This is a genomic window from Plantibacter flavus, assembly GCF_002024505.1.
GTDB classification, from domain to species: Bacteria; Actinomycetota; Actinomycetes; order Actinomycetales; family Microbacteriaceae; genus Plantibacter; species Plantibacter flavus_A.
Window position 1 is genome coordinate 2,905,934 of sequence record NZ_CP019402.1, and the last position, 25,547, is coordinate 2,931,480.

At 72.3% G+C, this 25,547-nt stretch carries 22 protein-coding genes; 5 read left to right on the forward strand and 17 right to left on the reverse strand.

The window, feature by feature from the left end; translation table 11 throughout:
* Window positions 1–100: 100 nt before the first annotated feature.
* The gene (locus tag BWO91_RS13485; RefSeq protein WP_071262537.1) at window positions 101–1,558 is read left to right on the forward strand and encodes a helix-turn-helix transcriptional regulator; all 1,458 of its coding nucleotides are present in this window, start codon (window positions 101–103) and stop codon (window positions 1,556–1,558) included.
* On the opposite strand, the gene BWO91_RS13490 is transcribed toward BWO91_RS13485, so the two are convergent.
* Window positions 1,543–2,730 (reverse strand): DUF4192 family protein, encoded by a 1,188-nt coding sequence (locus BWO91_RS13490; RefSeq protein ID WP_167620482.1) that lies wholly within the window; start codon window positions 2,728–2,730, stop codon window positions 1,543–1,545. The genes BWO91_RS13485 and BWO91_RS13490 overlap by 16 nt on opposite strands.
* A gap of 223 nt (window positions 2,731–2,953) precedes the next feature.
* Between BWO91_RS13490 and BWO91_RS13495 the strand changes: the two genes are divergently transcribed.
* Both BWO91_RS13495 and BWO91_RS13500 read left to right on the forward strand, forming a co-directional pair.
* A complete protein-coding gene (locus BWO91_RS13495) occupies window positions 2,954–4,678 on the forward strand; it encodes a thiamine pyrophosphate-binding protein (protein ID WP_079002891.1) in 1,725 nt (574 codons plus the stop codon).
* A 34-nt stretch (window positions 4,679–4,712) separates the two neighbouring features.
* Window positions 4,713–5,507, forward strand: coding sequence for an alpha/beta fold hydrolase (locus BWO91_RS13500; RefSeq protein ID WP_240555502.1), 795 nt, complete (start codon window positions 4,713–4,715; stop codon window positions 5,505–5,507).
* Between the two features lie 19 nt (window positions 5,508–5,526).
* Here the strand turns inward: BWO91_RS13500 and BWO91_RS13505 are convergent, their stop codons facing one another.
* The 3 genes from BWO91_RS13505 to BWO91_RS13515 all read right to left on the reverse strand — a co-directional run bounded on the left by BWO91_RS13505 (window position 5,527) and on the right by BWO91_RS13515 (window position 8,745).
* Complete coding sequence (locus BWO91_RS13505) at window positions 5,527–7,797, reverse strand: MMPL family transporter (protein WP_079002893.1); 2,271 nt, start codon at window positions 7,795–7,797, stop codon at window positions 5,527–5,529.
* A gap of 78 nt (window positions 7,798–7,875) precedes the next feature.
* Window positions 7,876–8,451 (reverse strand): isochorismatase family protein, encoded by a 576-nt coding sequence (locus BWO91_RS13510; protein WP_079002894.1) that lies wholly within the window; start codon window positions 8,449–8,451, stop codon window positions 7,876–7,878.
* 99 nt (window positions 8,452–8,550) lie between these two features.
* Complete coding sequence (locus BWO91_RS13515; protein WP_064294803.1) at window positions 8,551–8,745, reverse strand: hypothetical protein; 195 nt, start codon at window positions 8,743–8,745, stop codon at window positions 8,551–8,553.
* A gap of 60 nt (window positions 8,746–8,805) precedes the next feature.
* On the opposite strand from BWO91_RS13515, the gene BWO91_RS13520 reads away from it, so the two are divergent.
* Together BWO91_RS13520 and BWO91_RS13525 are read left to right on the forward strand one after the other, a co-directional pair.
* Complete coding sequence (locus tag BWO91_RS13520) at window positions 8,806–9,669, forward strand: endo alpha-1,4 polygalactosaminidase (protein ID WP_079002895.1); 864 nt, start codon at window positions 8,806–8,808, stop codon at window positions 9,667–9,669.
* Window positions 9,670–9,797: 128 nt separating this feature from the next.
* Window positions 9,798–10,703 carry a LysR family transcriptional regulator gene (locus BWO91_RS13525; protein WP_079002896.1) on the forward strand — a complete coding sequence of 302 codons (906 nt, stop codon included), beginning with the start codon at window positions 9,798–9,800 and terminating at the stop codon, window positions 10,701–10,703.
* A gap of 12 nt (window positions 10,704–10,715) precedes the next feature.
* Here BWO91_RS13525 and BWO91_RS13530 read toward each other — a convergent pair whose 3' ends face one another.
* The 13 genes from BWO91_RS13530 to BWO91_RS13590 form a co-directional block, all read right to left on the reverse strand.
* Window positions 10,716–12,170, reverse strand: a complete 1,455-nt coding sequence (locus BWO91_RS13530) for an LCP family protein (RefSeq protein ID WP_079002897.1) — start codon at window positions 12,168–12,170, stop codon at window positions 10,716–10,718.
* Between the two features lie 82 nt (window positions 12,171–12,252).
* Window positions 12,253–13,416, reverse strand: coding sequence for a CPBP family intramembrane glutamic endopeptidase (locus tag BWO91_RS13535; protein WP_079002898.1), 1,164 nt, complete (start codon window positions 13,414–13,416; stop codon window positions 12,253–12,255).
* A gap of 74 nt (window positions 13,417–13,490) precedes the next feature.
* Window positions 13,491–14,480, reverse strand: coding sequence for a LacI family DNA-binding transcriptional regulator (locus tag BWO91_RS13540; protein WP_079002899.1), 990 nt, complete (start codon window positions 14,478–14,480; stop codon window positions 13,491–13,493).
* An 87-nt stretch (window positions 14,481–14,567) separates the two neighbouring features.
* Window positions 14,568–15,488 (reverse strand): hypothetical protein, encoded by a 921-nt coding sequence (locus tag BWO91_RS13545; protein WP_197479028.1) that lies wholly within the window; start codon window positions 15,486–15,488, stop codon window positions 14,568–14,570.
* Window positions 15,489–15,572: 84 nt separating this feature from the next.
* A complete protein-coding gene (locus tag BWO91_RS13550) occupies window positions 15,573–16,982 on the reverse strand; it encodes an FGGY-family carbohydrate kinase (RefSeq protein ID WP_205847526.1) in 1,410 nt (469 codons plus the stop codon).
* A 159-nt stretch (window positions 16,983–17,141) separates the two neighbouring features.
* Window positions 17,142–18,197 (reverse strand): DUF4432 family protein, encoded by a 1,056-nt coding sequence (locus tag BWO91_RS13555; protein ID WP_079002900.1) that lies wholly within the window; start codon window positions 18,195–18,197, stop codon window positions 17,142–17,144.
* Between the two features lie 69 nt (window positions 18,198–18,266).
* A complete protein-coding gene (locus tag BWO91_RS13560; protein ID WP_079002901.1) occupies window positions 18,267–19,034 on the reverse strand; it encodes an SDR family oxidoreductase in 768 nt (255 codons plus the stop codon).
* Window positions 19,035–19,090: 56 nt separating this feature from the next.
* A complete protein-coding gene (locus BWO91_RS13565; protein ID WP_079002902.1) occupies window positions 19,091–19,837 on the reverse strand; it encodes an SDR family oxidoreductase in 747 nt (248 codons plus the stop codon).
* Window positions 19,834–20,676 (reverse strand): class II aldolase/adducin family protein, encoded by an 843-nt coding sequence (locus BWO91_RS13570; RefSeq protein WP_079002903.1) that lies wholly within the window; start codon window positions 20,674–20,676, stop codon window positions 19,834–19,836. The genes BWO91_RS13565 and BWO91_RS13570 overlap by 4 nt, the downstream gene beginning before the upstream one ends.
* Window positions 20,673–22,154 carry a rhamnulokinase gene (locus tag BWO91_RS13575; RefSeq protein WP_079002904.1) on the reverse strand — a complete coding sequence of 494 codons (1,482 nt, stop codon included), beginning with the start codon at window positions 22,152–22,154 and terminating at the stop codon, window positions 20,673–20,675. Before BWO91_RS13575 ends, BWO91_RS13570 begins: the two co-directional genes overlap by 4 nt.
* Complete coding sequence (locus BWO91_RS13580; protein ID WP_079002905.1) at window positions 22,151–23,155, reverse strand: 1-phosphofructokinase family hexose kinase; 1,005 nt, start codon at window positions 23,153–23,155, stop codon at window positions 22,151–22,153. The genes BWO91_RS13575 and BWO91_RS13580 overlap by 4 nt, the downstream gene beginning before the upstream one ends.
* Window positions 23,152–23,937: a DeoR/GlpR family DNA-binding transcription regulator gene (locus BWO91_RS13585; RefSeq protein WP_079002906.1), complete on the reverse strand. Its 786-nt coding sequence runs from the start codon at window positions 23,935–23,937 to the stop codon at window positions 23,152–23,154. Before BWO91_RS13585 ends, BWO91_RS13580 begins: the two co-directional genes overlap by 4 nt.
* Entirely contained in the window at window positions 23,934–25,523 is a 1,590-nt protein-coding gene (locus tag BWO91_RS13590) for an FGGY-family carbohydrate kinase (protein WP_167620483.1), read from the reverse strand. Before BWO91_RS13590 ends, BWO91_RS13585 begins: the two co-directional genes overlap by 4 nt.
* Window positions 25,524–25,547 lie beyond the last annotated feature (24 nt).

The window sequence follows — 25,547 nt, forward strand, 5'->3', positions numbered from 1 at the left end:
CGGTCAAGAAGTGGTCGTAGAGCCACCATGCGCCTGATTCTGACGATCTTCGCGGGCGTTCACCCTTCAAGAATCTCGGTTCTTTCGATACGGTGAAGGAATGACGCCGACTCCCACATCGACCGCCGCTGCCGAACTCCTCACACTCGGCCATCGGATCCGGCACTTCCGGACCCGGCGAGGCCTCACCCTCGACGACCTCGGCGAACGGGTCGGGCTGGCGGCGAGCCAGCTCTCCCTCATCGAGAACGGGAAACGCGAGCCGAAGCTGTCGGTCCTGCAGGAGCTGACGACCGCGCTCGGGGTCGACCTGACCGACCTGCTGTCGAAGGAGGCACCGAACCCCCGCGCAGCACTGGAGATCGAGCTGGACCGCCTCCAGCGCAGTGCCCTCTACGGCGAGTTGACCCTGCCGATCGTCAAGCCGTCGAAAGGCATCCCCGACGAGGCCCTCCGCGCACTCGTGGGCCTGCACCGCGAACTGCAGCGGCACGCGAGCGAGGCGATCGCGACCCCGGAGGAGGCGCGGCGTGCCAACACCGAGTTGCGGGAGTGGATGCGGGAGCGCGACAACCACCTGCCCGAGATCGAGGAACTCGCGGAGTCGCGCGTGCTGCGCGCCGGGCACAGCACCGGCGCACTCACCCACCGCACGGTGAGCATCATGGCGGAACAGCTCGGCTTCGACCTCATCTACGTCAACGACCTGCCGCACTCCGCCCGCAGCGTCACCGATCTCGAGAACGGGCGCATCTACCTGCCACCGGCCTCGATCCCCGGCGGACACGGCCTGCGGTCCATGGCCCTGCAGGCGATGGCGCACCGCCTGCTCGGGCACCAGCGTCCGACGAGTTACGCCGAGTTCCTCCGGCAACGGCTCGAGATCAACTACTTCGCGGCGGCGGCGCTCATGCCGCAGACGGCCGCGGTGTCGTTCCTGCAACAGGCCAAGCGCGACCGCAACCTGGCCGTCGAGGACTTCCGCGACGCCTTCGGGGTCACCCATGAGGCCGCGGCGCTGCGCCTGACGAACCTGGCGACCGCCCGGCTCGACATGCGCCTGCACTTCTTGCGGGTCTCCGAGGACGGGGCGATCTCGAAGGCCTATGAGAACGATGCGCTGCCGCTGCCCGTCGACGTGACTGGCGCGGTGGAGGGCCAGATCGTGTGCCGGAAATGGAGCGCACGGAACGCCTTCGCGCGGACGAACCGCACCACGGAGCTCTACCAGTACACCGACACCCCGGCCGGTACCTTCTGGTGCGCGACGCAGACCGGCACGACCGAGGCCGGGGAGTTCTCGATCTCGGTCGGCGTGCCCTGGGGCGAGGCGAAGTGGTTCCGCGGACGGGAGACCACGACGCGTGCGGTCTCCACCTGCCCGGACCCGACCTGCTGCCGTCGACCGCCGTCGGACCTCGCCGACAAGTGGCGGGAGCAGGCCTGGCCGAGCGCCCGGTTGCACACCCATATCCTCTCCCCGCTGCCGAGCGGCACCTTCCCGGGCGTCGACGACTCCGAGGTCTACGACTTCCTGGAGCGTCACGCTGCGGGCTGATCGCTGGGGGCGGTTACGCCGTCGCGTGTTCCCGGGGTGCTGCAGAACGCCCAGGCCGGGAGGTGCCCCTGGCGGATCAGCGACCCGACGGTCGCCGCCAGCGGGTGGTCCAGCTCCTCGTCGACCAGCTCGGCGAGGAAGGCGGTCGCGCGCGTGCTCTGGCCGAGCGCCCACGACAGCCAGGCGAGCATGGCGAGCGGCGCGACGCGTGCGGACTCCGACGCTCGCGCCGCGACGCCGAGGAGCAGGCTGCTCGCTGCACGGATGCGTTGGACGTCGGGATGCGGTCCGTCGCCGACCAGCAGGTGGGCGACCCGGTGGAACACCTCCGGGTCGTCCGTCCCGACCGGCAGATGCCCGTACGCGCGTTCGGCGTCGTCGAGTTCCTCGCCCAGCTCGCGCCCGAACGCCCACTGCATGAGTGCGAGATCGCTCGCCCAAGGGCGTGAGAGGCTCAGCAACAGGAAGGCCACTTCCCGGGCGGTCATCCCCTCGACGCCGCGGGCGAGCGCGTCCTCGAAGACCGCAGGAAGGCCGTCGAGTCGTTCCACGGCGTCTCCGACGTCGATCCGGCAGGTCATGCGGGCGCGATCGGCGGCCTTCTCGAGCATGGAGGCCAGTCGAGCGCAGAGCACCCGGTACTCGAGGTCGACGGCTGCGAACGTCGCCACGTCCACCGACGGGACCTCGGTCGTGACGAGCTCCCAGGGGAGCGGTGGGACCGGCGGGACCGCCGCCGAGGCCACGATCGCCGGCGGACGCCCTCCGGCGGGGAGTCCGGGGTCGAGGTAGGAGCCCCAGCCGTCAGCGGCCGAGCAGAGGGCGTCTTTGACCGTGAACCCCTGCGCGGTCGCCAGCTCGAGGACGGCGTCGGCGATCGTCCTTCCCGGCGGCTCCGCCCCGGCTCCGAATGCGTCGTCCGTGTAGACCACGGGCACGATGGCGTCGACACCCGGGGCCCGGCAGGCGAACCCGAGTGCTCGCTCCGCGGCGGCGTCCGCCACCTGCCGGTCGACGTCCGTTCCGGCAGGCAGGTGCACCTGGAGTGCGCCGCGGCTGTGACGGCCCGCGAACAGGACGACGACGAGACTCGATCTCGGAGTGCTTCCGACGAGTCCGGGGATGAGGGCGAGGAGGTCTTCGGCCGCGTTGGCCTGCACGATGTGGTTCATGGAGCCAGCCTCCGTCGAACCCGGGTCCGACTGTCCGGCAGGCGTCACGGATGTGGAGCGGATGCTGTCGCTGCCGCACTGTGCAGCGCGGTCGCCGCGGAGTAGAGTGTGCTCGTCAGACTCCGCAGCACGGGGGTCGTTGCTCGAAAAAAGGGCGATAGCGCGGCCAGCACCGGCGAGACACACACGGAATCCCATCCGTCCACGTTCTCGAAGGTCTCCCATGTCCGAACACGCTTCGTCGACCGTTCCCACGTCGACCCGCTCCTCCACCGTCTCCGCCCGGGTGGCACAGGCACTCAGCCGCCATGTCTCCGAGGTGTTCGGCGTCATGGGCAACGGCAACGCGCACCTCCTCGACGCACTCGCCACGACCAGGACCCGCTTCACCGCCATGCGTCACGAGGCCGGGGGCGTCGCCGCAGCCGACGCCTACGCCCGTGCCGGCGGCGGTCTCGCTGCCGCGACCGCGACCTACGGAGCCGGATTCACCAACACCCTGACGCCCCTCGCGGAGGCGGTGATGGCCCAGATCCCGCTGATCCTCGTCGTCGGTGACGCCCCGACCACCGGGGCCCGCCCCTGGGACGTCGACCAGTTCCAGATCGCCGCCGGGCTCGGTGCACCGACCTTCACCGTCGGTCGTGACGACGCCACCGCGACCACGCTCCGCGCCATCGAGCACGCCGTCCACCGCCGGACCGCGGTCGTGCTCGCGATCCCCTACGACCTCGCCGCCGTGGCGTCCGACGAGCCGCTGCGGGCGGACGGCACACCGCACCACCCGGCGCTCGTCCGGCCGTCCCGCGTGGAGCCCGTCGCGCGGCGCCTGGACACCGCCGCCGCCGCTCTGCGCGGCGCACATCGTCCGCTCATCCTGGCCGGGCGTGGAGCCTGGCTGGCCGACGCCGGCCCCGTCCTCGGTGAGCTCGCGGAGCTGCTCGACGCCCACACCGCGACCACGGCGCTCGGACGCGGGCTCTTCGGTTCCAGCCCCCGTGATCTCGGGGTGGCCGGCGGCTTCGCGACGGAGCACGCCGCGAGTCGCATCGCCGAGGCGGACGTCGTGCTCGTCGTCGGCGCCGGCCTCAACCAGTTCACGATGCGGTTCGGCGAGGCCTTCTCCCCCGCTGCCCACGTCATCCAGGTCGACCTCGCCGACGCCCCGACGAACGCCAGGGTCGACGAGCTCGTCCACGGTGACGCGGCCCTCGCAGCCGCAGGTCTCCTGGAACGGCTCTCCGACGGCGCGGGGTCCGGATGGGTCGCGTCGGCCGGTCACGCCCGCCCAGCACCGCACCTCGACCGCGACCTGGGTGACGGCTCCTCCGGCGACGGACTGTGCGCCGACGGGCGCCTCGACCCCCGGAACCTCGCGCACCGACTCAATGAGCTGCTCCCGGCCGACCGCACGGTCGTGCAGGACGGCGGCCACTTCATCGGCTGGGCGCCGATGTACTTCGACATCCCCTCCCCCGACCGCCTCGTCATGGTCGGGACGGCCTACCAGTCGATCGGGCTCGGGTTCCCGAGCGCGGTCGGTGCCGCGGCGGCCGGGCACACGGGCACCACCGTCCTCTGCACCGGCGACGGCGGCGGCCTCATGGCGCTCCCCGACCTCGACACCGTCATCCGCACGGTGCCGAGCGGCGTGATCGTGGTCTTCAACGACGCCGCCTACGGAGCCGAGGTCCACCAGTACGGCTCACGTGGACTCGACCAGACCCCGATGCTCATCGACGAGGTCGACTTCGCCGCCCTCGCGCGGGCGTTGGGTGGCCAGGGCGTGACGATCGACACGCTCGCGGACCTCGACGGACTCACCGACTGGGTCCACGCCGGGGCGCAGGGCGTCCTGCTGCTCGACTGCCGCATCTCCACGAGCGTCGTCGCCCCGTACCTCTCCGAGATGATGCACCAGGGACCACGACCGGTGGCCGTCGACTGAGCCTACGCCGCGCCACCGCGGGTATCGTTGACGGGTGCTTCCTCAGCCTGCCCCGACCAAACCCACCTACGTCATGTCGACGGACGGCATCCGGATCGCGACGTACCTCCACGAACCGGCTCCCGGCACAGGCGACCTCGGCACGATCGTCGCGGTGCACGGCTTCGCCTCGAGCGCCGGCCTCAACTGGGACCTCGCCGGGTGGACGCGCACACTGACGCGTGCCGGGTACCGCCTGCTGAGCCTCGACCAACGCGGTCACGAAGCCTCCGACAAACCGACGGATCCGGCCGCATACCGACTCGACATCCTCGTCGACGACGTCCTGTCCGTCCTCGACGGCTACGGCCTCGACGAGCCGCACTACCTCGGGTACTCGCTGGGCTCCCGGGTGGGTTGGCGGCTGGGTGTCCGACACCCGGACCGTGTGCGTTCCCTCAGCCTCGGCGGTCTCCCCGAGGGCGACTCGCTCCGCGACTTCGACCTGGAGTCTGCCCGTCACCATGTCAGGACCGGGACGACGATCGCGCACGCCCTGACCGACACCTACGTCACGATGGCAGAGGGCGTCCCGGGCAACGACGTGGAGGCGCTCATCGCCCTGGTGGAAGGCCTCCGCGGAGGACCCCAACCGAGCACGGCCGAGGTGCCGCCGCTGCCGATGCTGCTCGTGACCGGAGACGACGACGCGGTCGCCGCCGGCAGTCGGCGGCTCGCCGAAGCCGCCGGTGCCCGCTACGTGGGGCTGCCCGGCCGCGAGCACTTCAACGCGGTCTCGTCGCGGGCGTTCAAGGACGCCGTGCTGGCGTTCCTCACTGAGCAGGGGTAGTCGGTCGCGACCGCCTCGGTCAGGCCGCGTGCCGGTGCTCGACCCGATCCTTCGCGAGCTTCGACGGCCACCAGATGGCGCTCCCGATGTCGTGGCTGAGGGCCGGGACGAGCAGCGTCCGGACGATGATCGTGTCGAGGAGGACCCCGAACGCCACGATGAACGCGATCTGCGCGAGGAAGAGGATCGGGATGACGCCCAGCGCCGCGAACGTGGCCGCGAGCACGAGTCCGGCCGAGGTGATCACGCCACCCGTGATCGCCAGCCCCCGCAGCACGCCGGCCCTCGTCCCGACCCGCAGCGACTCCTCGCGGACCCTCGTCATGAGGAAGATGTTGTAGTCGATCCCGAGCGCCACGAGGAAGACGAAGCCGTAGAGCGGCACACTCGGGTCCGCGCCCGGGAACCCGAGCACGTGGTCGAACACGAGCGCGGAGACCCCGAGGGCCGCACCGAAGGACACCACCACGCTGAGGATCAGCAGGACCGGGGCGAGCACCGAGCGGAGCAGCAGCATGAGGATGAGGAGGATGACGGCGAGCACCACGGGGATGATGAGGTTCCGGTCGTGGATGGACGCGTCGTTCGAGTCGATGGCGGTCGCCGTGACGCCGCCGACCGGCGTGTGGGTGCCGACCTCGGCGTCGAGGGTCGAGCGCAGCTGTCGCACGCTCTCCTCCGCCGTCACGGAGTCCGGTGCCGCGTCGAGCGTCGCCTGGAGGAGGATGCGGCCGTCGTCGACCGTCGGTTCGGCGGACGCCACCGGGGTCCCCGGCGGCCCCGCGGCGGGAGCCGTGAAGACCGCCTCCCCGTCGCTCACCGTCGCATCCGCGGTGCCCGTCGCGGCGTCGCTCGACAGCACCTGGACGCTGTCGAGACCGTCAGCATCCTCGAGGATCCCGATGACCTGCGCGGCATCGCCCTCCTGCGTGAGGACGTACACGGGGCTCGCCGAGCCGGCCGGGAAGTGCTCACCGAGGGCGGCCTGACCGTCACGGGCCTCGGACGTGCCGAGGATGAGGTCGCTCTGGGCGACACCGTCCGCCTTGAGCTGGAAGACCCCGAGGCTCGCGACCAGGAGGAGCAGGGTGCTCCCGATCCAGACGACGCGGGCGTGGCGGGAGATCAGACGGGCGATCCCACCCCACAGACCGGTGGTCGGCACGGCGGTGTCGTCGGTCGATGAGGCGCGCACCCGGTGCTCGCTCCCGACCTTCGGGCGCAGCGGCCAGAACGAGGTGCGACCGCAGGCCAGCAGGAGCGCGGGGAGGAAGGTGAGCGCCGCGAGGACCGAGAAGACGATCCCGATCGAGGCGACCGGCCCGAGCGCCTTGTTCGAGTTCAGGTCGCTGAGCAGCAGGCAGAGCAGTCCGGCGATGACGGTGCCGCCCGACGCGACGATCGGCTCGAACGATCCACGGAGCGCAGCCCATGTCGCATCCCACCGCCGCTCATGGTCGCGGAGCGCCTCCCGGTACCGCGAGACGTACAGCAGCGAGTAATCGGTCGCCGCGCCGATCACGAGGATGAAGAGGATGCCCTGCACCTGGCCGTTCAGCAGGACGACGCCGGCCTTCGCGAGCCACCACACGGTGAGGAGTGCGGTGCAGAGGGCGAACAGCGAGGTGCCGAGCACGAGGAACGGGAGGACCGGCGAGCGGTACACGACGATGAGGATGAGGAAGACGGCGCCGAGCGCGGTCAGGAGGAGGATGCCGTCGATGCCGGCGAAGGCGTCGGTGAGGTCGGCGGTGAACCCCGCCGGTCCGGTGACGAAGACGTCGAGGCCGGCCGGGGCCGCTTCGGCGAGTTGTGCACGGAGGGCCTCGACGACGTCGCCGACCTCCGCGTCACCGCTGATCGGGACGAAGACCTCGACCGCGTCGCCGTCCTCGGAGGGGATGGCCGGCGAGATGCCGTCGGCGACGCCCTCCGTCGAGGACAGCGCTGACAGCTCGTCGTCGATTGCGCCCCGGTCCTCGTCGGTGATCCCGCCGTCGCGGACGAACAACACGAGGGCAGGGATGTCGTCACCCTCCCGGAACCCGTCGAGTGCCGTCTGGACCTCGGTCGCGTCCGCGCTCGCCGGGAGGAAGCTCGTCTGGTCGTTGGTCGCGACCTCGCTCACCTTCCCGAAGTACGGACCGCCGACGCCGGCGGCCGTGAGCCAGAGCAGGATGAGGACCGCGGGGAGCGCGACCCGCAGCCACCGCGGCGCACCCGCACGGTCCCGCTGCTGCGTCCGGGGTTCCGCGTCCGTCCGCGTTCCGCCGTGTCGTCCGTGCGTCATGCGCGCGCCCCGTTCTCGCCCTGCTCCGAAGAATACGCAGCTAGCTTACTATCTGCGTGGGGCACCCGGGGACGGAGGTCACACGGGGACGACCACACCCCCGGCCTCGGCGATCTCGGCGAGCGCCGCATCCCCGGCGGCCTGGTCGACGGGCGCGACGAGACCGGCGAGGACGCGGACCTGCAGGCCATGCTCGATGGCGTCGAGGGCGCTGACCCGGACGCAGTAGTCCGTCGCGAGGCCGACGACGTCGACGTCGGTGATGCCCTCCTCGGCGAGGACCTCCCCGAGGGCCCGTCCCTCCGGCGTCACGCCCTCGAAGATCGAGTACCCGTGGGCACCCTGGCCCTTGCGGATGTGGGTGTCGACGCTCTTGGTGTCGAGCGCGTGGTGGTACTCGGCGCCGGCACTCCCCGCGACGCAGTGCACCGGCCAGTTCGTCTCGTAGTCGGGCTCACCCGTCGCGAAGTGACCGTCGTTGTCGCCCGCGGCGTCGTGCCAGTCGCGTGAGGCGAACACGTGCGCGTATTCGTCCCCGTGCTCGGCCAGCAGCCGCGTGACCCCCGCGGCGACGGCCTCGCCGCCGTCCACACCGAGCGCACCGCCCTCGGTGAAGTCGTTCTGTACGTCGATGATGAAGAGCGCGCGCGCCACGATGCCTCCGGGTTGTCGTCGTCCCGCCTCGGCGGAAGTGGGTTCCATCGAGGGTAACGCCGGGGAACCGACCGGGTGAGGTGGTTGCGCCGTCGTGGTTCAGAGCCGACGTGCGCGCTCCTTGCGGCGATCGAAGAATTGCAGACCGATGTTGACACCCATCAGGACGGTGCCGAGCAGCATGGACACGAGCCCGGCGATGCGGAACCCGACGGGCAGCTCCAGGAGCAGCGCGAAGACGATCCCGAGCACGATGAGCGCGGCACCCGCGGAGAACAACACCAGATACTTCATGCCCCAACGGTACCGGCTGAGCGACGACCCCCGGACGGGACCGCGACCTAGGGTGGAGACATGAACCGTCTCCGTCGTCGCGCGCAGCTGCTCATCGCGGCGGGCGCCGCCGTCCTGCTCGCGGTCACCGCCGCCGGCTGCTCCACCTTCCCGAGTGGTGCGAGCTCCGACACCGGGCCGACCCATTCAGCGGGCGGGTTCCCCACGGACATCGTCTTCGACTACCAGCTCGGTGGCGGCTACGAACCGGCGGCAGGGGTGGGCGGCGTCGCGCGCGACAGCACCGACTCCCCCGACCCCGACCGGTACTCCATCTGCTACGTCAACGGGTTCCAGAGCCAGCCGGCCGATCGCGAGGCCTGGCTGGCCGAGCCCGACCTGGTCCTCACCGACGACACCGGTGAACCGATCATCGACGAGAACTGGCCCGACGAACTCATCTTCGACCTCTCCACCGACGACCGTCGCGCGCGGATCGCCGAGCGGGTCGGTGCGAGCATCACCCGCTGCGCTGAGGCAGGCTTCGACGCCGTCGAGATCGACAACCTCGACTCGTACACCCGGTCCGACGGTCGACTCACCGTGGAGGACGCGATCGCCCTCGCCACCCGGTACGCCGACCTCGCCCACGATGCCGGCCTCCTCATCGGGCAGAAGAACGCCGCCGAGCTCGGCACACGTGGTCGGGACGACGTCGGGTTCGACTTCGCCGTCACGGAGGAGTGCCACCGCTTCGACGAGTGCGCCACCTACACCGAGGTGTACGGAGGCGCCGTGCTGGACATCGAGTACACCGACGACCTGCGCGGCACCTTCGACGAGGTGTGCGCCGATCCGCAGGTCCCGTTCTCGACGATCCTGCGGGACCGCGACCTCACGCCGTCGGACGACCCCGACCACGTGTTCGAGGCCTGCGCACCGTAGGCACCGACCGGGCATCCGCTCCGGGGCAGGAGCCCCCGCAGCGGGGCATCCTGCTGTGGGGATCCTCGGCGCTCAGGCATATCCAGCAGGTGTCGGTACCGTGGAGGCATGATCCGGATCCACGACGCATGAACCTGGAGCAGCTGGAGGCGGTCGTCGCCGTCGTCGACTACGGCTCGTACGCCGCAGCGGCCGACGTCCTCCGCATCTCGCAGCCGTCGCTCACCAGACGCATCCAACGCTGCGAGACGGACCTCGGGCTCGCGCTCTTCACCCGGGTGGGTCGGCGCATGCAGGTCACCGATGCCGGCCGGTCCGTGCTCGGTCCGGCGAGACGGATGCTCCAGGAGGCGAAAGGGCTCCGCGCGCTCGCCGACGCGCAGCAGGCGCTCACCGCCGGCACGCTCCGGATCGGTGCGCTCCCCTCGCTCGTCGCGACCCACGTCCCGGAACTCGTCGCCCGGTTCCACGCCGCGCACCCAGACGTCCGCATCGAGGTCACGGGTTCCGTCGACTCCGCCGAACTCCTGGAAGCCGTCGACCTCGGGCGCATCGACCTCGGTGTCGCCGATGTGGCCACCGCCGGCCCCGGTGTCGAGGTGCGGCTCCTGGAGGAACAGCGGTTCGCGATCGTCCTCCCCGGCCTTCGGACCGTCGCCGAGCGCGAGGCCGGCCACACGCCGCCGACCATCACCGGCGACGAGCTGGCTGCGCACACCCTGGTGACCCTCCCGCGCGGGACGTCGATGCGCGCCGTGACCGACGAGGCCTACGCCCGCTTCGGCGTGCAGCCGCCGCGGGTGATCGTGACCACCCAGCGCGACGCGCTCACGCGGTTCGCGACCGCCGGTGTCGGGCTGACCGTGGTCCCCGAGCGGCTCGCCGACTGGGCGGCGGCGAACGGCGCCCGGGTCCGCCGGTTCCCGACACCGGTCACGAGGGACATCGGCCTGCTCGTCCGCCACGACAGCCTCGGGACGCCGGCCGTGAGTGCCTTCCTCCGCTTGGCGGAGCGGGTCCCACCCGGGGTCTGACGACGCCCCGCGTCAGCCGCAGAGGTCCGCGGCGGCGTTGCGGGACTCGACCTCGACGGGCGCCGGCGCGGCAGGCGGGGTCAGCGAGCCGAAGTCGTCACCGATGACGAGCACGACGTCCTCCTCGTCCGGCCCCGGTTCGCCGCTCACGACGACCGCGATCCCCAGCTCCTGGGCGAGGGAGGCGGCCGTCGCCCGAGCCGCGTCCGAGTCGCGCGCGAGCAGGACCGTCACCGGGGTGTCCGTCTCCGCGTCACCGATCGACGCGACGGTGTAGCCGAGGGCGGTCAGTCGGTCGGCCGTCGCCGTCGCGACCCCGTTCGTCTGCGAGCCGTTGAGGACGCTGACCGCCTCGACCCGCACCGGTTCGACCGGGGCGACCGGCTCCGCCGGGGACGCGTCAGCGACTCCCGCGATCGGCACCGGGACATCGGCGGCGAGGCTCGAGAAGACGATCGCCGCGTCATCGCTCGGGACGACCCGGTTGGCGTCCGACGGTGCCTCGGTCCACGGCATCGTCAGGAAAATGATGGCCGACGCCGGCACCTGTGAGACCCGGTGCGCGAGCGAGGTCAGGCTCGCGAGGTCGCCGAGCGCGGTGTCGACGGTGAGCGAGGAGGTGACCGCGTCCAGGAAGCGGATGAGGCGGTCCGGCCGGGTGAGCACTTCGGCACTCAGCGCCCGCTGCACGATCGCGGACATCACCATCTGCTGATTGCCGAGGCGCGAGATGTCACTGCCGTCACCCACCGCGTGCCGGGTGCGGGCGAGCGCGAGCGCCTGCGTCCCGTCGATGACCTGTGCTCCGGCGGGCAGCGCGAGGTTCGAATAGGGGTCGTCCATGTCCGCCGGCAGACACACGGCCAGCCCGTCCATGCCGTTGACGATCGCCTGGAAGCCGCTGAAGTCGAGCTCGATGAAATGGTCGATCGGCACACCGGTCATCGCCTGCACCGCGGCGACCGAGCAGGCGGCCCCCGAGTTCAACGCCGCGTTCACCATCCCGTAGTCGTCGGGCGTCCCCCGCCCGGTGTCCGTGCACATCGACAGGTCGGTCAGCGTGTCACGCGGAATCTGCATCGCGTCGATCCGCGTGTTGCCCTCGGACACATGCACGAGCACCATCGCGTCGCTGCGCTTGGTACCGGTGTCCTCGCCGTAGTCGCCGACCTCGAGGTCACGACTGTCGGAGCCGAGGAGGAGGACGTTGATCGCCGGGTCCGGTGCGCCTGGCTCCGCAGGCTCGGTCGAACGCCCGGTCGGGGCGGCGATGGCCTCCGAGCTGAGGTTGCCCTGCAGCCGCAGCGCGAGCGCACCGACACCTCCGAGGAGCGCGAGCACGAGGCCGCCTGCGATGCCGACGATGAGGCGCCGACGGCGGACCCGCGCGCTCACCCCACCGCCGTGACGGCGAGCGTGGGCGGCACGTGGACGGACGGGTGCCTCGGGGAGATCGGGTCTGCGCATCGTCCCAGTGCACCAAGCGTCGAAGCGGCGGACAAGCAGCCTGCCCGGTGCGACTCATACGCGGCGCGCATGCGTCGGAGAATCAGCTCACGGGCGAGGCGACCTCCGAGCCACGCAGTCCGGGCACCGCACGCTTCCCGAACTGGCCGGTGACGACCAGGATGAGCGCCGTCGCTGCGAGGAGGATCCAGCCCGGCCAGCCGAGCAGGGTGCCGAACACACTGCCGGTGTCCTGCATCGACGTCGGGCTGGCGAACAGCAGCAGTGCCCCGACGGCGGCGTTCACCGCGCCGTGGGCGATCACCGCCGGCCACACCGAGGCGGAGCGGAGCCGCAACCAGCCGATGAGGACGCCGAGCAGCATGCACCAGCCCACCATCAGGAGCAAGCCGACCAGGTCGGTCCGCTGGTAGTTGTAGCCGAGGAGGATGAGCGGTGCGTGCCACACGCCCCAGACCGCCCCGGACAGCAGGAGGGCGGGCCAGGTGCCGAGCGGCAGGAGGTTCGGCAGCAACCAGCCGCGCCAGCCGAGTTCCTCCCCGAACGCGGACAGCGATGCCACCAGGACGCCGAGGGGCAGGGTGAGGAGCTGGACCAGGGCGACCGTGGTGAGGTCGTCCCGCCCGAGCTCGCCGGCGCCCGAGGCGGTCATGATGGCGGCCAGACCGGACAGGCCGACGAGGTCGAGCTCGATGAGCCCCATGGCCTGCCCGAGCAGCATGGAGCAGAACGCGAGGACGGGGAACCCGACGAGCGCCGCCGCGCAGAGCCCGAGGGTCCGGCCGAGGGGGCGCAGCGGCGCGAGTCCGAGCAGCCGCGGGATGCTCCTCGGACGGGCGACGAACAGCACCACGACGAGCGCGGCGATGGTCGGGGTGTACATCATGCCGAGGGCGATGAGCTGGAACCAGGGGTTCGCGAGTCCCTCACCCGACAGCCACAGCGGTGCGGCGACGAGCCAGGCGAGGCCCACGGCGAGCACGGTGAAGACCGTGACGGCGACCCACGGGACCCTGGTGGGCAGGATCGGGGCCAGCTCGCGGTTGCGCCGGCGCTGGCGGTCCGCCGCCGACTCCGGCTGCTGCGCGAGCACGGCGCGCCCGGCGGCACCGATCACCGGAGCCGCGGCCGGTGCTGGTGCTGGTGCCGGCGATCCGTCGGCGAGCGTCGTCCGGATCGGTCCAGGCGCGGGCTGTCCGATCGGCGCCCAGCCGCCCTCGGTCGGTGTGTCGTCCGGTCGCTGCATGTGATCCCCCGTGGTCGCGAACAGCTTCCCACGCTACGGAGCGACGGCACGGGGCGCATCCGCCGCCCGGGGGATCACGCGGTGAGGTGACAGCCGCAGGACTCCCGCAGGAGGAGCCCGACGGGGACGACGGTGCTGCGCTCGTGCTCGCCGTCCGCGTCACCGAAGCGGGCGAGCGCCCGGGTGGCGGCCAGGCGGCCCAGGCGTGCCGGGTCCTGTTCGATGACGCTGACCGCCGGATCGAGCTGGTCGGCCATCGGGAAGTCACCGAAGCCGAGCGAGGCGATCCCCCGTGAGCGCAGCGCGGGGACGAGCGCCATCGTCACGCGCGCGTTCGCCGAGAACAGGGCCGTCGGTGGGGAGGCGAGGGCGAGGAGAGCGTCGACCACGGCGGCGGCCGGTCCGCGGTCCGTCGCGTCGAGGCTGACGATGGCGTCGTCGAGGTCGAGCCCGCTCTCGGCGAGCGCCGAACGGTAGCCCTCGAGCCGGCGACGGGTGCTCGGCGGGTGTGCCGAGTCGGCGATGAAGGCGACCCGGGTGTGCCCGTGCTCGAGCAGGTGCCTCGTCGCGAGGTAGGCGCCGCGGTGGTCGTCCTCCACGAAGCTGTCGGCGTCGAGTCCACCGGGGGCGCGGTCGACGAACACGATGGGCGTGTGCTCGGCCCACGGCGCGAGCCACGACTGGTCTTCCGCGACGGGCGCGAGGACGAGCCCCATGAGCTGTGACCGGAGCAGCGAGTCGAGCACGGCACGCTCGCGCGCCGGGTCGTCGCCGATGCTCGTGACGAGGGTGGTGATGCCCGAGACGGAACAGACCTCCTCGACGGCGCGGACGACCGCGGCGAAGAAGGGGTCGACGACGTCCGGGACCGCGACGCCGACGGAGGAGGACCGCCCGGCGCGGAAGGTGCGCGCCAGGACGTTCGGGACGTAGTTCAGCTCCCGCATGGCCGATTCGACCCGCGACCGCGTCTCGGGGAGCACGTGCGGGTCGTCGTTGAACACGCGGGAGACCGTCTTCGAGCTCACTCCGGCGAGGGACGCCACGTCCTGCATCGTGGCCATGGCTGCTCCTCGGGTGGTTCCACCTGCGTGGCGTGGTCGGATCGGGCTGGTTCGCGGGCGGCGACCGAGGACGCCGCCCGCGATCCGTCAGCGACCGGCGAGCGCGGTCTCGATGACCTGCTCGAGCTCACGGAGGCGAGGCAGCGCACGGTTCGTGAGCAGTTCCTCACGCTTCGCCGACGAGATCGAAAGGCTATCCTTCCACAGCGAACGACCGGCCATCGCGCCGCCGGCACCGTTCTCGACCGCGGTGCGGACCTGGCCGACGAAGGTCTCGTGGTCGACGCCGGCGGACAGCACGGCCCACGGCACACCGGCGGCGGCCTCGGTCACGGCTGCGGCGGCCTCGGCGGAGCCCGGGTACTGGAGCTTCAGGACCTTGGAACCGGCGGCGACGGAGATCTCCGCGGCGCCGCGCACGAGCTCGGGGAAGATCTCGGCGTAGGCCTCGTCGCTCTCGCCGTCGAGCTGGTAGACGAGGATCTCGACGATGAGCAGCACGCCCTCGGCGGTGCACTCCTCCACGAGGCGGGCGATCTCGTCGATGACGACCTGCTCGGCCTCCCGCTGGTCGGAGCGCAGGTAGAAGAGCATCTTCGCGGCGTCGCCACCGAGTTCGCGGACCCGGCGGGCGTCCATGCCGGGGACGTACTTCGTCCGGCGCAGACCGTTCTCGGTGTCGAAGCCCGAGGAGTCCATGCCGACGACGAGACCGGTCGTGCGGGAGAGGGTGCGCTCGTCGACGACGAGCGGGAGGGCGACCTCCGGGTCGAGGAGGATGGCGGGTGCGTGGTTGCCGAGGAACCGGACGAGGTCGCTCTTGGCCTCGGCGAGTTCGTCACGGCTGATGCCGGCCGCGCCGTTCGGGGCGTCGGTCATGACGGCCTTCATGCCGTTGCGCTGGTCGCCGGCGACGATGAGCATGCCACCGCCCGGGGTGCTGATCGTGGCCATGGCGCGGCGTTCGAGCGTCGTCAGCTCGTTGGTCCTGGTGGCTACTGCGTTCATGAGGTGCTCCTTGTGCTTCGGATGGGGTCTGGTCCCGGCAGCGGTCGCGCCGGGGAGGATCGGTCTGAGTGGTCGGGTGGTCGGTCAGGGATGTGATCGGGATGTGGCGGGTTCGAGGAGGGCCCCGGCGAAGACGGCTGCGCCGTATGCCGTGTCCTGAGACCGGTGCGACACCTGCACGCCGGGCAGGACGGCCGCTCGGGCGCGTTGCACGGACCGCATGCCGGCCCAGCCGCCGGTGAGCAGCGCCGAGGTGGCCGGGGCGACCTCGCGGTCCATCGCCGCGATGAGCACGGCGAGTTCGTCGTTGCCGTGCCGGAGCACCGCTTCGAAGATCTCGGCCGGTCCCGCACCGTCGGCACGGACCGTGAGCTTGAGGACGCCGTCGTCGTTCCGGGCGCCCGCGACCGAGACGTCGCCGTCGCCGAGCAGCCCGCCCGCCGGGAGCGCCATGACCTCGTCGTCCAGGCGGTCGCGCCCTGCGCGGTCGGTCACCCCGACGAGCTGGAGGGTGCGACGCATGAGCAGACCGGTCTTGACGCCGGCGACGAGCACCCAGGTGCCCGGCACGACGTGACGGACGCAGTTGATGAACACCTCGGCGAGCCGCTCGCGGGCGGCGAACGGGAGTGGTTCGTCGAGGCGTCGCAGCAGGACCTCGGCCGTGCCCATCGACACGTGGTAGCGCTCGGCGGGGAACGAGCCGGTGGAGACGGCCGACACGAGGTGGTCGTGGCCGGCGACGGTCAAGGCCGCACCGGAGAAGACCGCCGGCACCCACTGGCTGCTCGCGGCGCCGAGCGGGGCACCGGCGTCGGTGAACGGCGGGAGGAACGACGCGTCGACGCCGAGGTGGTCGAGCAGCTCGGGCCACGGCTCACCGGTGTCCTGATCGAGCAGGCCGGTGCGCGACGAGAGCGAGTACTCGGCTGCCTCCTCGCCGCCGAGGGCCGCGACGAGGTACTCCGGCAGGTTGAGCCAGCGCGTTCCGGCGAGGTCGAGTCCGGCGTCACGGAGGTGGAGGAGCTTGATGACCGAGACCTGCACGCCGAGCGGCAGGCCGGTCCGACCGGCGAACTGCTCCGCGATCTCGGCGGGGAGGGCCGCGAGCTGTTCGGCGCCGCGCGGATCGAACCAGGCGATGGCGGGCGCGACGGGCCGGCCGACGGCGTCGAGGACGATCCCGGACTCCCCCATGCCGGAGACGGCGAGCGCCCGGACCCGCGCGGCCGGCCCGAACCGGTCGACGAGTTCCGCACCGACGTGGTCGAGGAGCTCCCGGACGGTGGCGATGAGGGACGCCGCCTCCATCACGGTCGTGCCGCCTGGACCGGCGAGCCACGGGGTGGGCAGCTGGTGGATGAGGACCTCGGCGCCGTCGGCGTCGGTCACGAGGATCTTGACGCCGGTGCTGCCGAGGTCGAGGCCGGCGACGAGTCGATCCGAGGCCACGGAGGTGACGGCGGTCGAGTCGAGGTTCGCAGCAGGGTGCACGGCGGTGTCCGTTCAGGTTCCGACGTCCGTGTCGGCTTCCGACGATGACTCCATGTCATCGATGTCATGGCGAGCATACCTCGTCCATGTCATCGATGACATACCCCAGCGCGAATTCTTCGGAATCCGGGAACCGGATGGTGACGGAGGCCGGTGGGCTCAGTCGCCGAAGTCGTCGGCCGCCGGCTCGAACACGATCTCGAGGTCGACCTCGAACGACTCCCCGGGCTCCACGGTCCGGCCCGCCTTCCCGCGATCCGGACCGGCCGCGTGACTCGGCCAGCAGGTGCCGGGTTCGATGCCGAGGGCGTACGACCCCGCGGCCGTGCTCCGCCATACCGTGAGGAACGGCAACTGCTCCGGTCGGAACCGGACCGTGACCGTGCCGGCCTCGCCCGACAGGGTCGCGATGGACCAGCCGTCGGGCCCGGCGACCGCGTCGAGGGCGTCGACCTGCTCGTCGGCCGCCGGCTCGGGCTCGCCGATCACCCGCCGCCAGCCGCCACCGTCCTGGCGTTCGGATGCCGCCCCGCCGGGGACGTCGGCCTCGGCCGCCACGACGGCACCGCCGTGCAGCACCGGCCAGCCGAGGTTCACGTGGTAGAGCAGGCGTACCGGCTCGGCGACGAACCCCTCGTTCCGGACGACGTCGTGCAGGCGGATCCGCGCGACGCCGACCTCGGCTCGGATACTGCGGGTCACCGTGAGGTTCTGCTGGAACACGGCGCCCTCGCGGAGCAGGCCGTCGACGAGGAGCTCGTAGCGGCCCGCCGCGGTCCATCGCCCCTCGCGGCGGGTCACGGTCGCCGGGATGCGATGCGCCCGACCGTGCATCCCACCGTCCGCGTCCGCGGCCAGGCCGACCGCGGTGAGCCCGCAGGTCGTCAGCAGGCCGCCCTGCCAGCGGCGGGCCCAGCTCTCGGCCTGCGGAGCGGTCGTCGGTGCGACGAACGACACGACCTCGCCGTTCCAGGAGGCCTCGCCGAGGTCGAGGAACTGGTCGACCTCGACCGTCACCTCGAGTCCGCCGAGGTGGCGCAGTTCGACCTGGCGCCGGCCCGTCGACGGCCCGTCGTCGACGCGGACTGCACGCGGAGCCCACGCACGCTCGACGGCACCGGATCGGGCCTCGACGAAGCGTCGACGCCGTGCGCCCCACACGGCGTCGCGGTCGGCCTGGTCGTCAGGCGTCTGTTCGGGCGGCGTCGTCGTCATGGCGGGTCCTCGGGTCGGTGCGGTCGGGTCGGTGTGGTCGGGTCGAACGGTTCGGCGGGTGGGGCCGGCTCAGAGGGCGGTGTAGCCGCCGTCGATGACGAGGCTCTGGCCCGTGAGGTACGAGGAGGCGTCGGACGCGAGCAGCAGGACGAGCCCGTGGAGGTCCTCCGGCTGCCCCATCCGGCCCGCCGGGATGTCCGCGGTCCACTCGGCGGCGAGGTCGGGGTTCGCCTCGGTGAACTCGCGGGTCATGTCCGAGAGGAAGTACCCGGGGGCGATCGCGTTGACACGGACACCGGAGGGTGCCCACTCGACCGCCAGTGACGACGCGAGGTGACTGACCGCCGCCTTCGACGCGCTGTAGGAGGCCTGGAACTGCGGCTGATTCACGATGAACGCCGACATCGACGAGATGAAGACCGCCGAGGCGGGCCGGCCCGCGGCGATGGCTCGACGGGCGAAGGACTGCGCGGCGAAGAAGGTGCCGTCGAGGTTCACGGCGAGCACCTTCCGCCAAGTGTCCGCCGGCACGTCGACGCTGTCGCCCCAGATGGTGATGCCCGCCGCGGTCACGAGCAGCGACGGCGCGCCGAGCTCGGCCTCGGCAGCGGCGAAGGCGGCCTCGACGGCGGTGGCGTCGGTGACGTCGACCGCATGCGCCGAGGTGCGGACGCCGTACTCGGACGCCAACCGCTCGGCCGACTCGTGGACAGTCGGCAAGAGGTCGAGCAACGCCACCTGGACGCCCTGCGCGGCGAGCGCCGTGGCGATCGAGTAGCCGAGCCCGCGGGCCCCGCCGGTGATGACGGCCGTGCGGCCGTGGAGGTCAGCGAACATGTGTGGTCCTTCGATCGGGCGGGCTGGTGGAGGTGTCGGCGGGCGAGGCGAGTCGCTCAGATCTCCTGGTCGGTGGGCAGGATGACGAGGTCGCGGATGGTGACGTGTCGGGGTCTGGTGAGCATGAAGAGCACGGCGTCGGCGACGTCCTCTGAACGGATGCCGGTGCGTGCGGCGATCTGGTCCTCCACGCCTGAGGCCCCCTCGGCGATCCCCCACAGCTCGTTGAGCACGACGCCGGGGGCGACCGCGCCCATCCGCACCCCGGATCCGACGAGGTTCCGCCGGGCGGTGTGGACGAACGACTGCATGGCGTGTTTCGTCGCGGAGTAGACGGGCTCCCAGTGGATGTCCTGGTGACCGGACACCGAGCTCGTCACCAGGACGTCGCCCGCGCCCTGCTCGACGAGGTGCGGCAGCGCTGCGCGAACCGTCGCCATCGCTCCGAGGACGTTGACGCCGACGAGCTCCTCGATCGCGGTCATCGGGGTGTCGACGACGTCACCACCGACGTAGAGGCCCGCGTTGGCGAGGACGATGTCGAGGCGTCCGAAGGCGGCGAGCGCCAGGGCGACGGCCTGCTCGGACACGGCGGGGTCGGCGAGGTCGCCCGCCAGGAACACGCTCGGTGTCGGCAGGGCGTCGGCGACGGCCGAGAGTCGCTCGGTGGAGCGTCCCACGAGGACCGTGCGCACCCCGGCAGCGGCGAGCGCCTGGGCGTACGAGCGGCCGATGCCCGAGGATGCTCCGGTGATGATCGCGACCTGCCCGGTGAGGTCGGTGGCGCTGGTCGGCTGGCTCATGTCGTGGTCCTTCCGTGCGCCGTCCCGGCGCGGGCGGTCGTGGATTCCTGCGCGGCGAGCGCGGCTCGACGCAGCAGTTCGTCGGGTCTCGTGTCGATGCGTGCGACGGCCTCGTCGCTCAGGTACACCGGCCCGCCCGCGGCGAGTGCTCCGAGGAGCACCTGGGCGACCTTCACGGCCATCTCGGTGATCCGGAGGACCTCGGCCGCACTCGAACCGAGGGCGAACATCCCGTGGTTCTGCAGGTACAGGACCTTCGGCACCCGACCGGTCGTGGCGAGCTGCCCACGGAGCATGCGGCGGACCGTGCGGGCGAGTTCGAGCCCGGGGTCGACGTAGGGCACGAGCAGCGGATCGGTGCCGAGGACCACGATCTGGTCGGGGAAGAGGGAACCTCGGGTCAGGGCGTCGGCCGACGGCGAGCAGAGCAGGGCGTTGACCGGCGCGGGGTGGGTGTGGCCGACCGCGACGACGCCGGGCAGGTCGAGGCAGACGGCGTGGAGGATCGCCTCCACCGAGGGGCGCCGACCGTTCCCCGCGAGCGCCGCGGCATCGAACAGCGCGGCCACCTCGGCGTCCCCGCCCGCGTGCGAGTCGACGAGGTCGAGCACCGGTCCGATCGCGAGACGGACCGCGTCGTCGGCGGTCGCCACGGCCATGGACGCGCCGCTCGCCTTCACGAGCATCGCCCGAACACCGTCCTCTGGCAGGAGCAGGGAGGTGTTGCCCTCCGCCAGGAGCGCCCACGCCCGATCGGGGTGGCCGAGGTCGCGCGAGAAGGCGACGAAGCGGTCGAGGAGGTCCGTCTCGGTCTCCGGCTGGTCGGTGCGGTCGGTCATGTCGGTGTCCGCTCATGGTCATGGTCATGGTCGTGATCGTCCTGGCCGTGCCGGTAGACCGCGTCGAGCGACGGCGCGTGACCGGCCGCGACGAGTTGCACGGCCAGGTTGCCGAGCGCCGAAGCCTCCGCCGGGCCGACGGTGACCGGAAGACCGGTCCGTGCCGCCGTGCGGGCACACAGGAGCCGGTTGCGCGATCCGCCGCCGACGATGCGGACCGAACGGATCGTCACCCCGGTGATCGCCTCGCAGGCCCGGACCGTCTCGGCGTAGGCGACCGCGAGGCTCTCGACCACGCTGCGCACGGTGTCGCTCCGTCCGCCCGGTGGACGCTGTCCGGTCTCCCGGCAAAGCGTCGCGATGCGTTCCGGCATGTCCCCCGGCACGAGCAGGCGTGGGTCGGCGACGTCGAACACGGCGGGCGTGACGTCCGTGGCCGCGTCTGTTTCCGCCTCGGACACGGCCGCCACGAGTTCGACGAGGTCGACCGCGCTCCCGTCCTCTGCGGACCAGGCGCGGGCGCACTCCGTGAGCAGCCACATCCCCGCCAGGTTGCGGAGGAGCAGGGAGGATCCGGCGGCACCGGCCTCGTTCGTGAAGCCGGCGTCCCGCGAGTGCTCCGTGAGCACCGGCGCCGGCAGGCACACCCCGACGAGGGACCAGCTGCCGCTCGAGACGAGGAGCTCCGCGCCGTCCGGGCGGGCGAAGGCGAGTGCGGACGCGGTGTCGTGCTCCGCGACGCGGTGGACGGGGATCGGCACGCTCGACCCGAGACGCGCGGTGACCTCCGGCGTCGTCGGGCCGGCGACCGTCCCCGGTGCGACCACCGGCGGGAAGTCGAAGCCGTCGAGACCCCAGCGACGGATGAGCTCCGCCGCCCAGTCGCCGGTGCCCTGATCGAGCAGCTGCGTCGTCGAGGCGATCGTGCGCTCCGCTCCGACGACGCCTGTGAGCAGCCACACCCAGAGGTCCGGGACGAGCAACACGGTCGGGCGATCGCCGTCGGCTCGGCGGACGTCGAGCTCCTCGGCACGGGACCGCAGCTGGTAGGAGGTGTTGATGGTCTGCTCCAGCACGCCGGTCACCGCGTAGGCCGTCGCGGCGTCGACGAGCACGGCGGCACGGGCCGGACCGTCGGCGTCGGCGCCGCGGTGGTGCGGCACGGTCGGGAACGCGGTACCGCTGCCGACGCCCACGAGTGCGACGTCGACGCCCCAGCTGTCGACCCCGATCCCGTCGAGCACACCGCCCGCGGCCGCTGCGATCCGGACGGCCTCCGCGAGCCCGACGAGGGTCTCCTCGAACAGGCGCTCCGCATCCCACCGGAGTCGACCGTCCTGCGTGATCGGGCCGTTGGGGAACCGGTGCACCTCGGTGAGCGCCAAGCGGCCGTCGGCCCAGCGGCCGAGCATGACGCGACCGCTCGACGCACCGAGGTCCACGGCGGCGTGGAAGCGTGGAACGGCCTGATCGATCATGGCGTCGTCGCCTCGTCGCGTGGCGGCGTGGCCGGTTCGCTCAGCGGTGTCGTCGGGTCGGGGTCCTGGACGGCGACCGGTGTGGTCAGCGCCTCGAGGGAGGTGAGGATGGTCGTCGCGCTCGACACGGCGAGCGCACCCCAGGCGGCGGCCGACGCGACCGCGGCCGCCGGGTCGTCCCGGCCGTCCTCGCCGTGGAGTCCGACGAGGAATCCGGCCAACGAGGCGTCGCCGGCCCCGGCCGTGTTCACGACCGTGGCTGCGACGTGCGCGTGCCACAGCCCTGCCGCGGTGCGGAGGAGCGCCCCGTCGGCGCCCATGCTCACGTAGACGAGGTCGCAGCCGGCACGGTGCAGTTCGTCGGCGGCGGAGGCGACGTCGCCGATCGTCAGCAGCTCACGGCCGGTGAGCTCGGCGAGCTCGTGCGCGTTCGGTTTGAGCAGGTGGACGAGGTCGAGGTTCGCGACGGCGGTCTCGAGCGCCGCACCCGCGGTGTCGACGGCCACGCGCGCTCCCCGGTCACCCGCCTGACGGAGCAACTGGATGATGTCGACGGGGCCGGTGCCGCCCTGGACCGTCGGGATCGTGCCGGAGAGGACGAGCCAGTCCGCGCCGATCCGGTCGATCTCCGCGCCGGAGGTGGCGACGACGGCGGCCCAGTCCTCGGCACGCAGCGGGATCGCCGGTTCGTTGACCTTGGTCGTTCCGGTCGCGGCGTCGAGGATGGTCGTGTTCACGCGCGTCCGACCGTCGGTCGGGACGACGGCGAGCAACGTCCGGAGCGCCGGGTCGTCGGCGAGGATCCGTCCGTCCGCACCCATCGGCACCACCGCACGGACCGGGAGCGGCGAGAGGGTGACCGCCCGCGCGACGTTGACGCCCTTCCCGCTCAGCTCGGTGGACACGCCCACCGCCCGGTTGACGTCGCCGAGTCGGAGCCCGTCGACGCGATAGGTCTGGTCGATCGCGGCCGCCGGCGTGACCGTCACGATGCCGCTCATGCGTCCGCCCCGACCGTCTCGACGCGGACGCCGGTCGAGCGGAGGCTGTCGAGGGTCGGTTCGTCGACGCCCTGATGCACCACCGCCACGTCGAGACGGGTGGCCGGGACGGAGGCCGCGAGGCCGTCGGCGCCGAACGTCGCCGGGTCGGCCAGGAGGATCGCCGTGGAGGCGAGTTCGGCCGCGGCCGCGACGACCGCCGCCTCCTCCGGCGAGGCGTGGAGCAGTCGGCCGTCCGCGGAGACACCGAGCGCCTCGACGACCGCGACGTCGAGGCGGAGGCCGGCGAGCTGCTCGCGCGCCCAGGCGCCGGTGAGGACGCCGCGCCCGTCCGCCGTTCCGCCGACGAGGTGGACGACGGCCGATTCCTCGGCAGCGGCCGCGGCCAGGGCGACCGGCACCGAAGCCGTCACGATGACGGTCCCGGCGGTCGTCGCGAGGCCCCCGGCGAGCGCTTCGCAGGCTGAGCCCGCGCCGAGGAAGACCGCTGAGCCCGGGTCGACCAGGGTCAGCGCCCGCGCGGCGAGCGTACCGGACACTCCGGCGTCCTGGCCCGGGTCGAGGTCGGTGCGCACCGCCCCGCCGTGCGCGCGTCGGAGGCGTCCGTCGAGTTCGAGCACGCGGAGGTCGCGTCGGATCGTCTCCTCGGTCACGCCGAGGTCCACTGCGAGCCGGCCGACTTCGACCCGCCCGTCCTGGTCGAGTCGGGTGAGGATCTCCCGACGCCGGTCGTCCACCGGGCTGGACGTGGCCGTCCCGCGGCCGCCGACGGACGCGCTCATCGTTCCACCCCGGCACGGTCGTCGCGTTCCGACGACGGACCGTCGGGGCTCGGCTCGTCGGCCCGTCGTCGCCACCACGGGCCGAGAGCCTCGACGAGCTCGTCGAACGCGGTTCCGACCCCGGCCCAGTACGCGGCTGAGGCGTCCGTCGGCAGGACGGCGGGTGCGTGTCGGACGAGGTCGTGCTGGGCCTGTTCCACCGACGGCAGGAGTCCGGTGGCGACCCCGGCGACGATCGCGGCGCCGAGGGCCCCGGCCTCCTCGGAGTCGACGACCGTCACGGGCGCCCCGAGGGCGTTGGCCACGAGTTGCACGTACAGCGGCGACCGCGCGAGGCCGCCGCCGAGGACGATCGGCTCGTCCCACCGGAACCGTTCGCCGAGCGCCCGGGTGTGCCAACGGTGCATGAGCACGATGCCCTCGAGGGCTCCGCGCAGGACGTGTGCCCGGGTGTGCCAGTCTCGGACGCCGACGAGGGTGGCCGACGCCTCGGCGCCGAGCGGCGAGTCCGATTGGAAGGGCAGGACGAGCGGCACGTGCTCCTCCGGAAGGAGTGCTGCGGCCTCGGCGATCAGCGTGTCACGGCCCGTGGCGTCGGTCACGCCCAGGAGCCGGAGCGTCCAGTCGAAGGAGGGCGATGCCGTCGCCGAGGTGGACATCGCGATCCGCAGGTCCGGGGTGATCGAGAGGCGGGACTGCCACCGCGGGTCCACGTCGGGCTGAGTCGTCGTCACGCCGTTGGTGCTGAACGAGCCGGCCACGAGGGCGAGCCGCCCGGGGACGAGCGCTCCCATGCCGATCGACGAGGCCTGCACGTCGTGGAGTCCCGACACGACCGGCGTCCCGGCGACGAGGCCCGTCACCGCGGCGGCCGCCGGCAGCACCGACCCGACGATCGTGCCGCTCGGGTTGATCGGCGGCAGCAGGCGGAGCAGTTCGGCGGGCAGGCCATAGGCGTCGAGGACCTCGGCGCTCCAGGTGGCGGTCCCGACGTCGAGGAAGGAGGCGCAGGCGTCGGAGTAGTCGGTTGAGATCTCGCCGGTGAGCCGCAGACGGACCGCGTCCTTGCAGAAGAGCATCGCATCGGCTTGCTGGACACGCTCCGGGTCGTGCCGGAGCAGCCAGCGGAGGAGGTTGCCGGCGGCGCCCGGCGTCGGCAGCTGTCCGGAGCGTTCGAGCACCACGCGCAGCCGGTCGGGATCGGAGGCGAGTTCGGCGGCCTCGACGTGCGCCCGGGAGTCCATCGCCGTGATGGCCGGGCCGACCGGTGCTCCCGCGGCGGTCACGAGGTGCAGGCCGTCGCCGTGGCCGGTGATCCCGACGGCGGCGACCAGGCTCGGGTCGACACCCGACGTCGCCATCACCTCCGACACCGCGTCGGCGACCGCGGCCCAGAGGGCGTCCTGCGACCGCTCGGCGTGCCGGGCGACGGGGCGGTCGACGGGGCTCGCGCGCCGAGCGACGGCGACCGGGTGCAACCGCTCGTCGTGGAGGACGGCCTTGACCGCGGTCTGCCCGACGTCGATCCCGAGGAGGAACCGCGACCCCGACTCGTGGGGTGCGCTGTGCGGCCCGTGCTCAGCCATCGGCGGCCTTCCGTTCGTCGTCAT

What these genes read in the sequence shown, in the direction of transcription:
- BWO91_RS13515 (WP_064294803.1), bottom strand. Translation starts at nt 8,745, where the DNA reads ATGAAGTATCTGGTGTTGTTCTCCGCGGGTGCCGCGCTCATCGTGCTC.
- BWO91_RS13535 (WP_079002898.1), bottom strand. Translation starts at nt 13,416, where the DNA reads ATGCAGCGACCGGACGACACACCGACCGAGGGCGGCTGGGCGCCGATC.
- BWO91_RS13545 (WP_197479028.1), bottom strand. Translation starts at nt 15,488, where the DNA reads ATGAACGCAGTAGCCACCAGGACCAACGAGCTGACGACGCTCGAACGC.
- BWO91_RS13525 (WP_079002896.1), top strand. Translation starts at nt 9,798, where the DNA reads ATGAACCTGGAGCAGCTGGAGGCGGTCGTCGCCGTCGTCGACTACGGC.
- BWO91_RS13560 (WP_079002901.1), bottom strand. Translation starts at nt 19,034, where the DNA reads ATGTTCGCTGACCTCCACGGCCGCACGGCCGTCATCACCGGCGGGGCC.
- BWO91_RS13520 (WP_079002895.1), top strand. Translation starts at nt 8,806, where the DNA reads ATGAACCGTCTCCGTCGTCGCGCGCAGCTGCTCATCGCGGCGGGCGCC.
- BWO91_RS13580 (WP_079002905.1), bottom strand. Translation starts at nt 23,155, where the DNA reads ATGAGCGGCATCGTGACGGTCACGCCGGCGGCCGCGATCGACCAGACC.
- BWO91_RS13485 (WP_071262537.1), top strand. Translation starts at nt 101, where the DNA reads ATGACGCCGACTCCCACATCGACCGCCGCTGCCGAACTCCTCACACTC.
- BWO91_RS13505 (WP_079002893.1), bottom strand. Translation starts at nt 7,797, where the DNA reads ATGACGCACGGACGACACGGCGGAACGCGGACGGACGCGGAACCCCGG.
- BWO91_RS13495 (WP_079002891.1), top strand. Translation starts at nt 2,954, where the DNA reads ATGTCCGAACACGCTTCGTCGACCGTTCCCACGTCGACCCGCTCCTCC.
- BWO91_RS13530 (WP_079002897.1), bottom strand. Translation starts at nt 12,170, where the DNA reads ATGCGCAGACCCGATCTCCCCGAGGCACCCGTCCGTCCACGTGCCGCC.
- BWO91_RS13570 (WP_079002903.1), bottom strand. Translation starts at nt 20,676, where the DNA reads ATGACCGACCGCACCGACCAGCCGGAGACCGAGACGGACCTCCTCGAC.
- BWO91_RS13565 (WP_079002902.1), bottom strand. Translation starts at nt 19,837, where the DNA reads ATGAGCCAGCCGACCAGCGCCACCGACCTCACCGGGCAGGTCGCGATC.
- BWO91_RS13585 (WP_079002906.1), bottom strand. Translation starts at nt 23,937, where the DNA reads ATGAGCGCGTCCGTCGGCGGCCGCGGGACGGCCACGTCCAGCCCGGTG.
- BWO91_RS13540 (WP_079002899.1), bottom strand. Translation starts at nt 14,480, where the DNA reads ATGGCCACGATGCAGGACGTGGCGTCCCTCGCCGGAGTGAGCTCGAAG.
- BWO91_RS13575 (WP_079002904.1), bottom strand. Translation starts at nt 22,154, where the DNA reads ATGATCGATCAGGCCGTTCCACGCTTCCACGCCGCCGTGGACCTCGGT.
- BWO91_RS13590 (WP_167620483.1), bottom strand. Translation starts at nt 25,523, where the DNA reads ATGGCTGAGCACGGGCCGCACAGCGCACCCCACGAGTCGGGGTCGCGG.
- BWO91_RS13490 (WP_167620482.1), bottom strand. Translation starts at nt 2,730, where the DNA reads ATGAACCACATCGTGCAGGCCAACGCGGCCGAAGACCTCCTCGCCCTC.
- BWO91_RS13555 (WP_079002900.1), bottom strand. Translation starts at nt 18,197, where the DNA reads ATGACGACGACGCCGCCCGAACAGACGCCTGACGACCAGGCCGACCGC.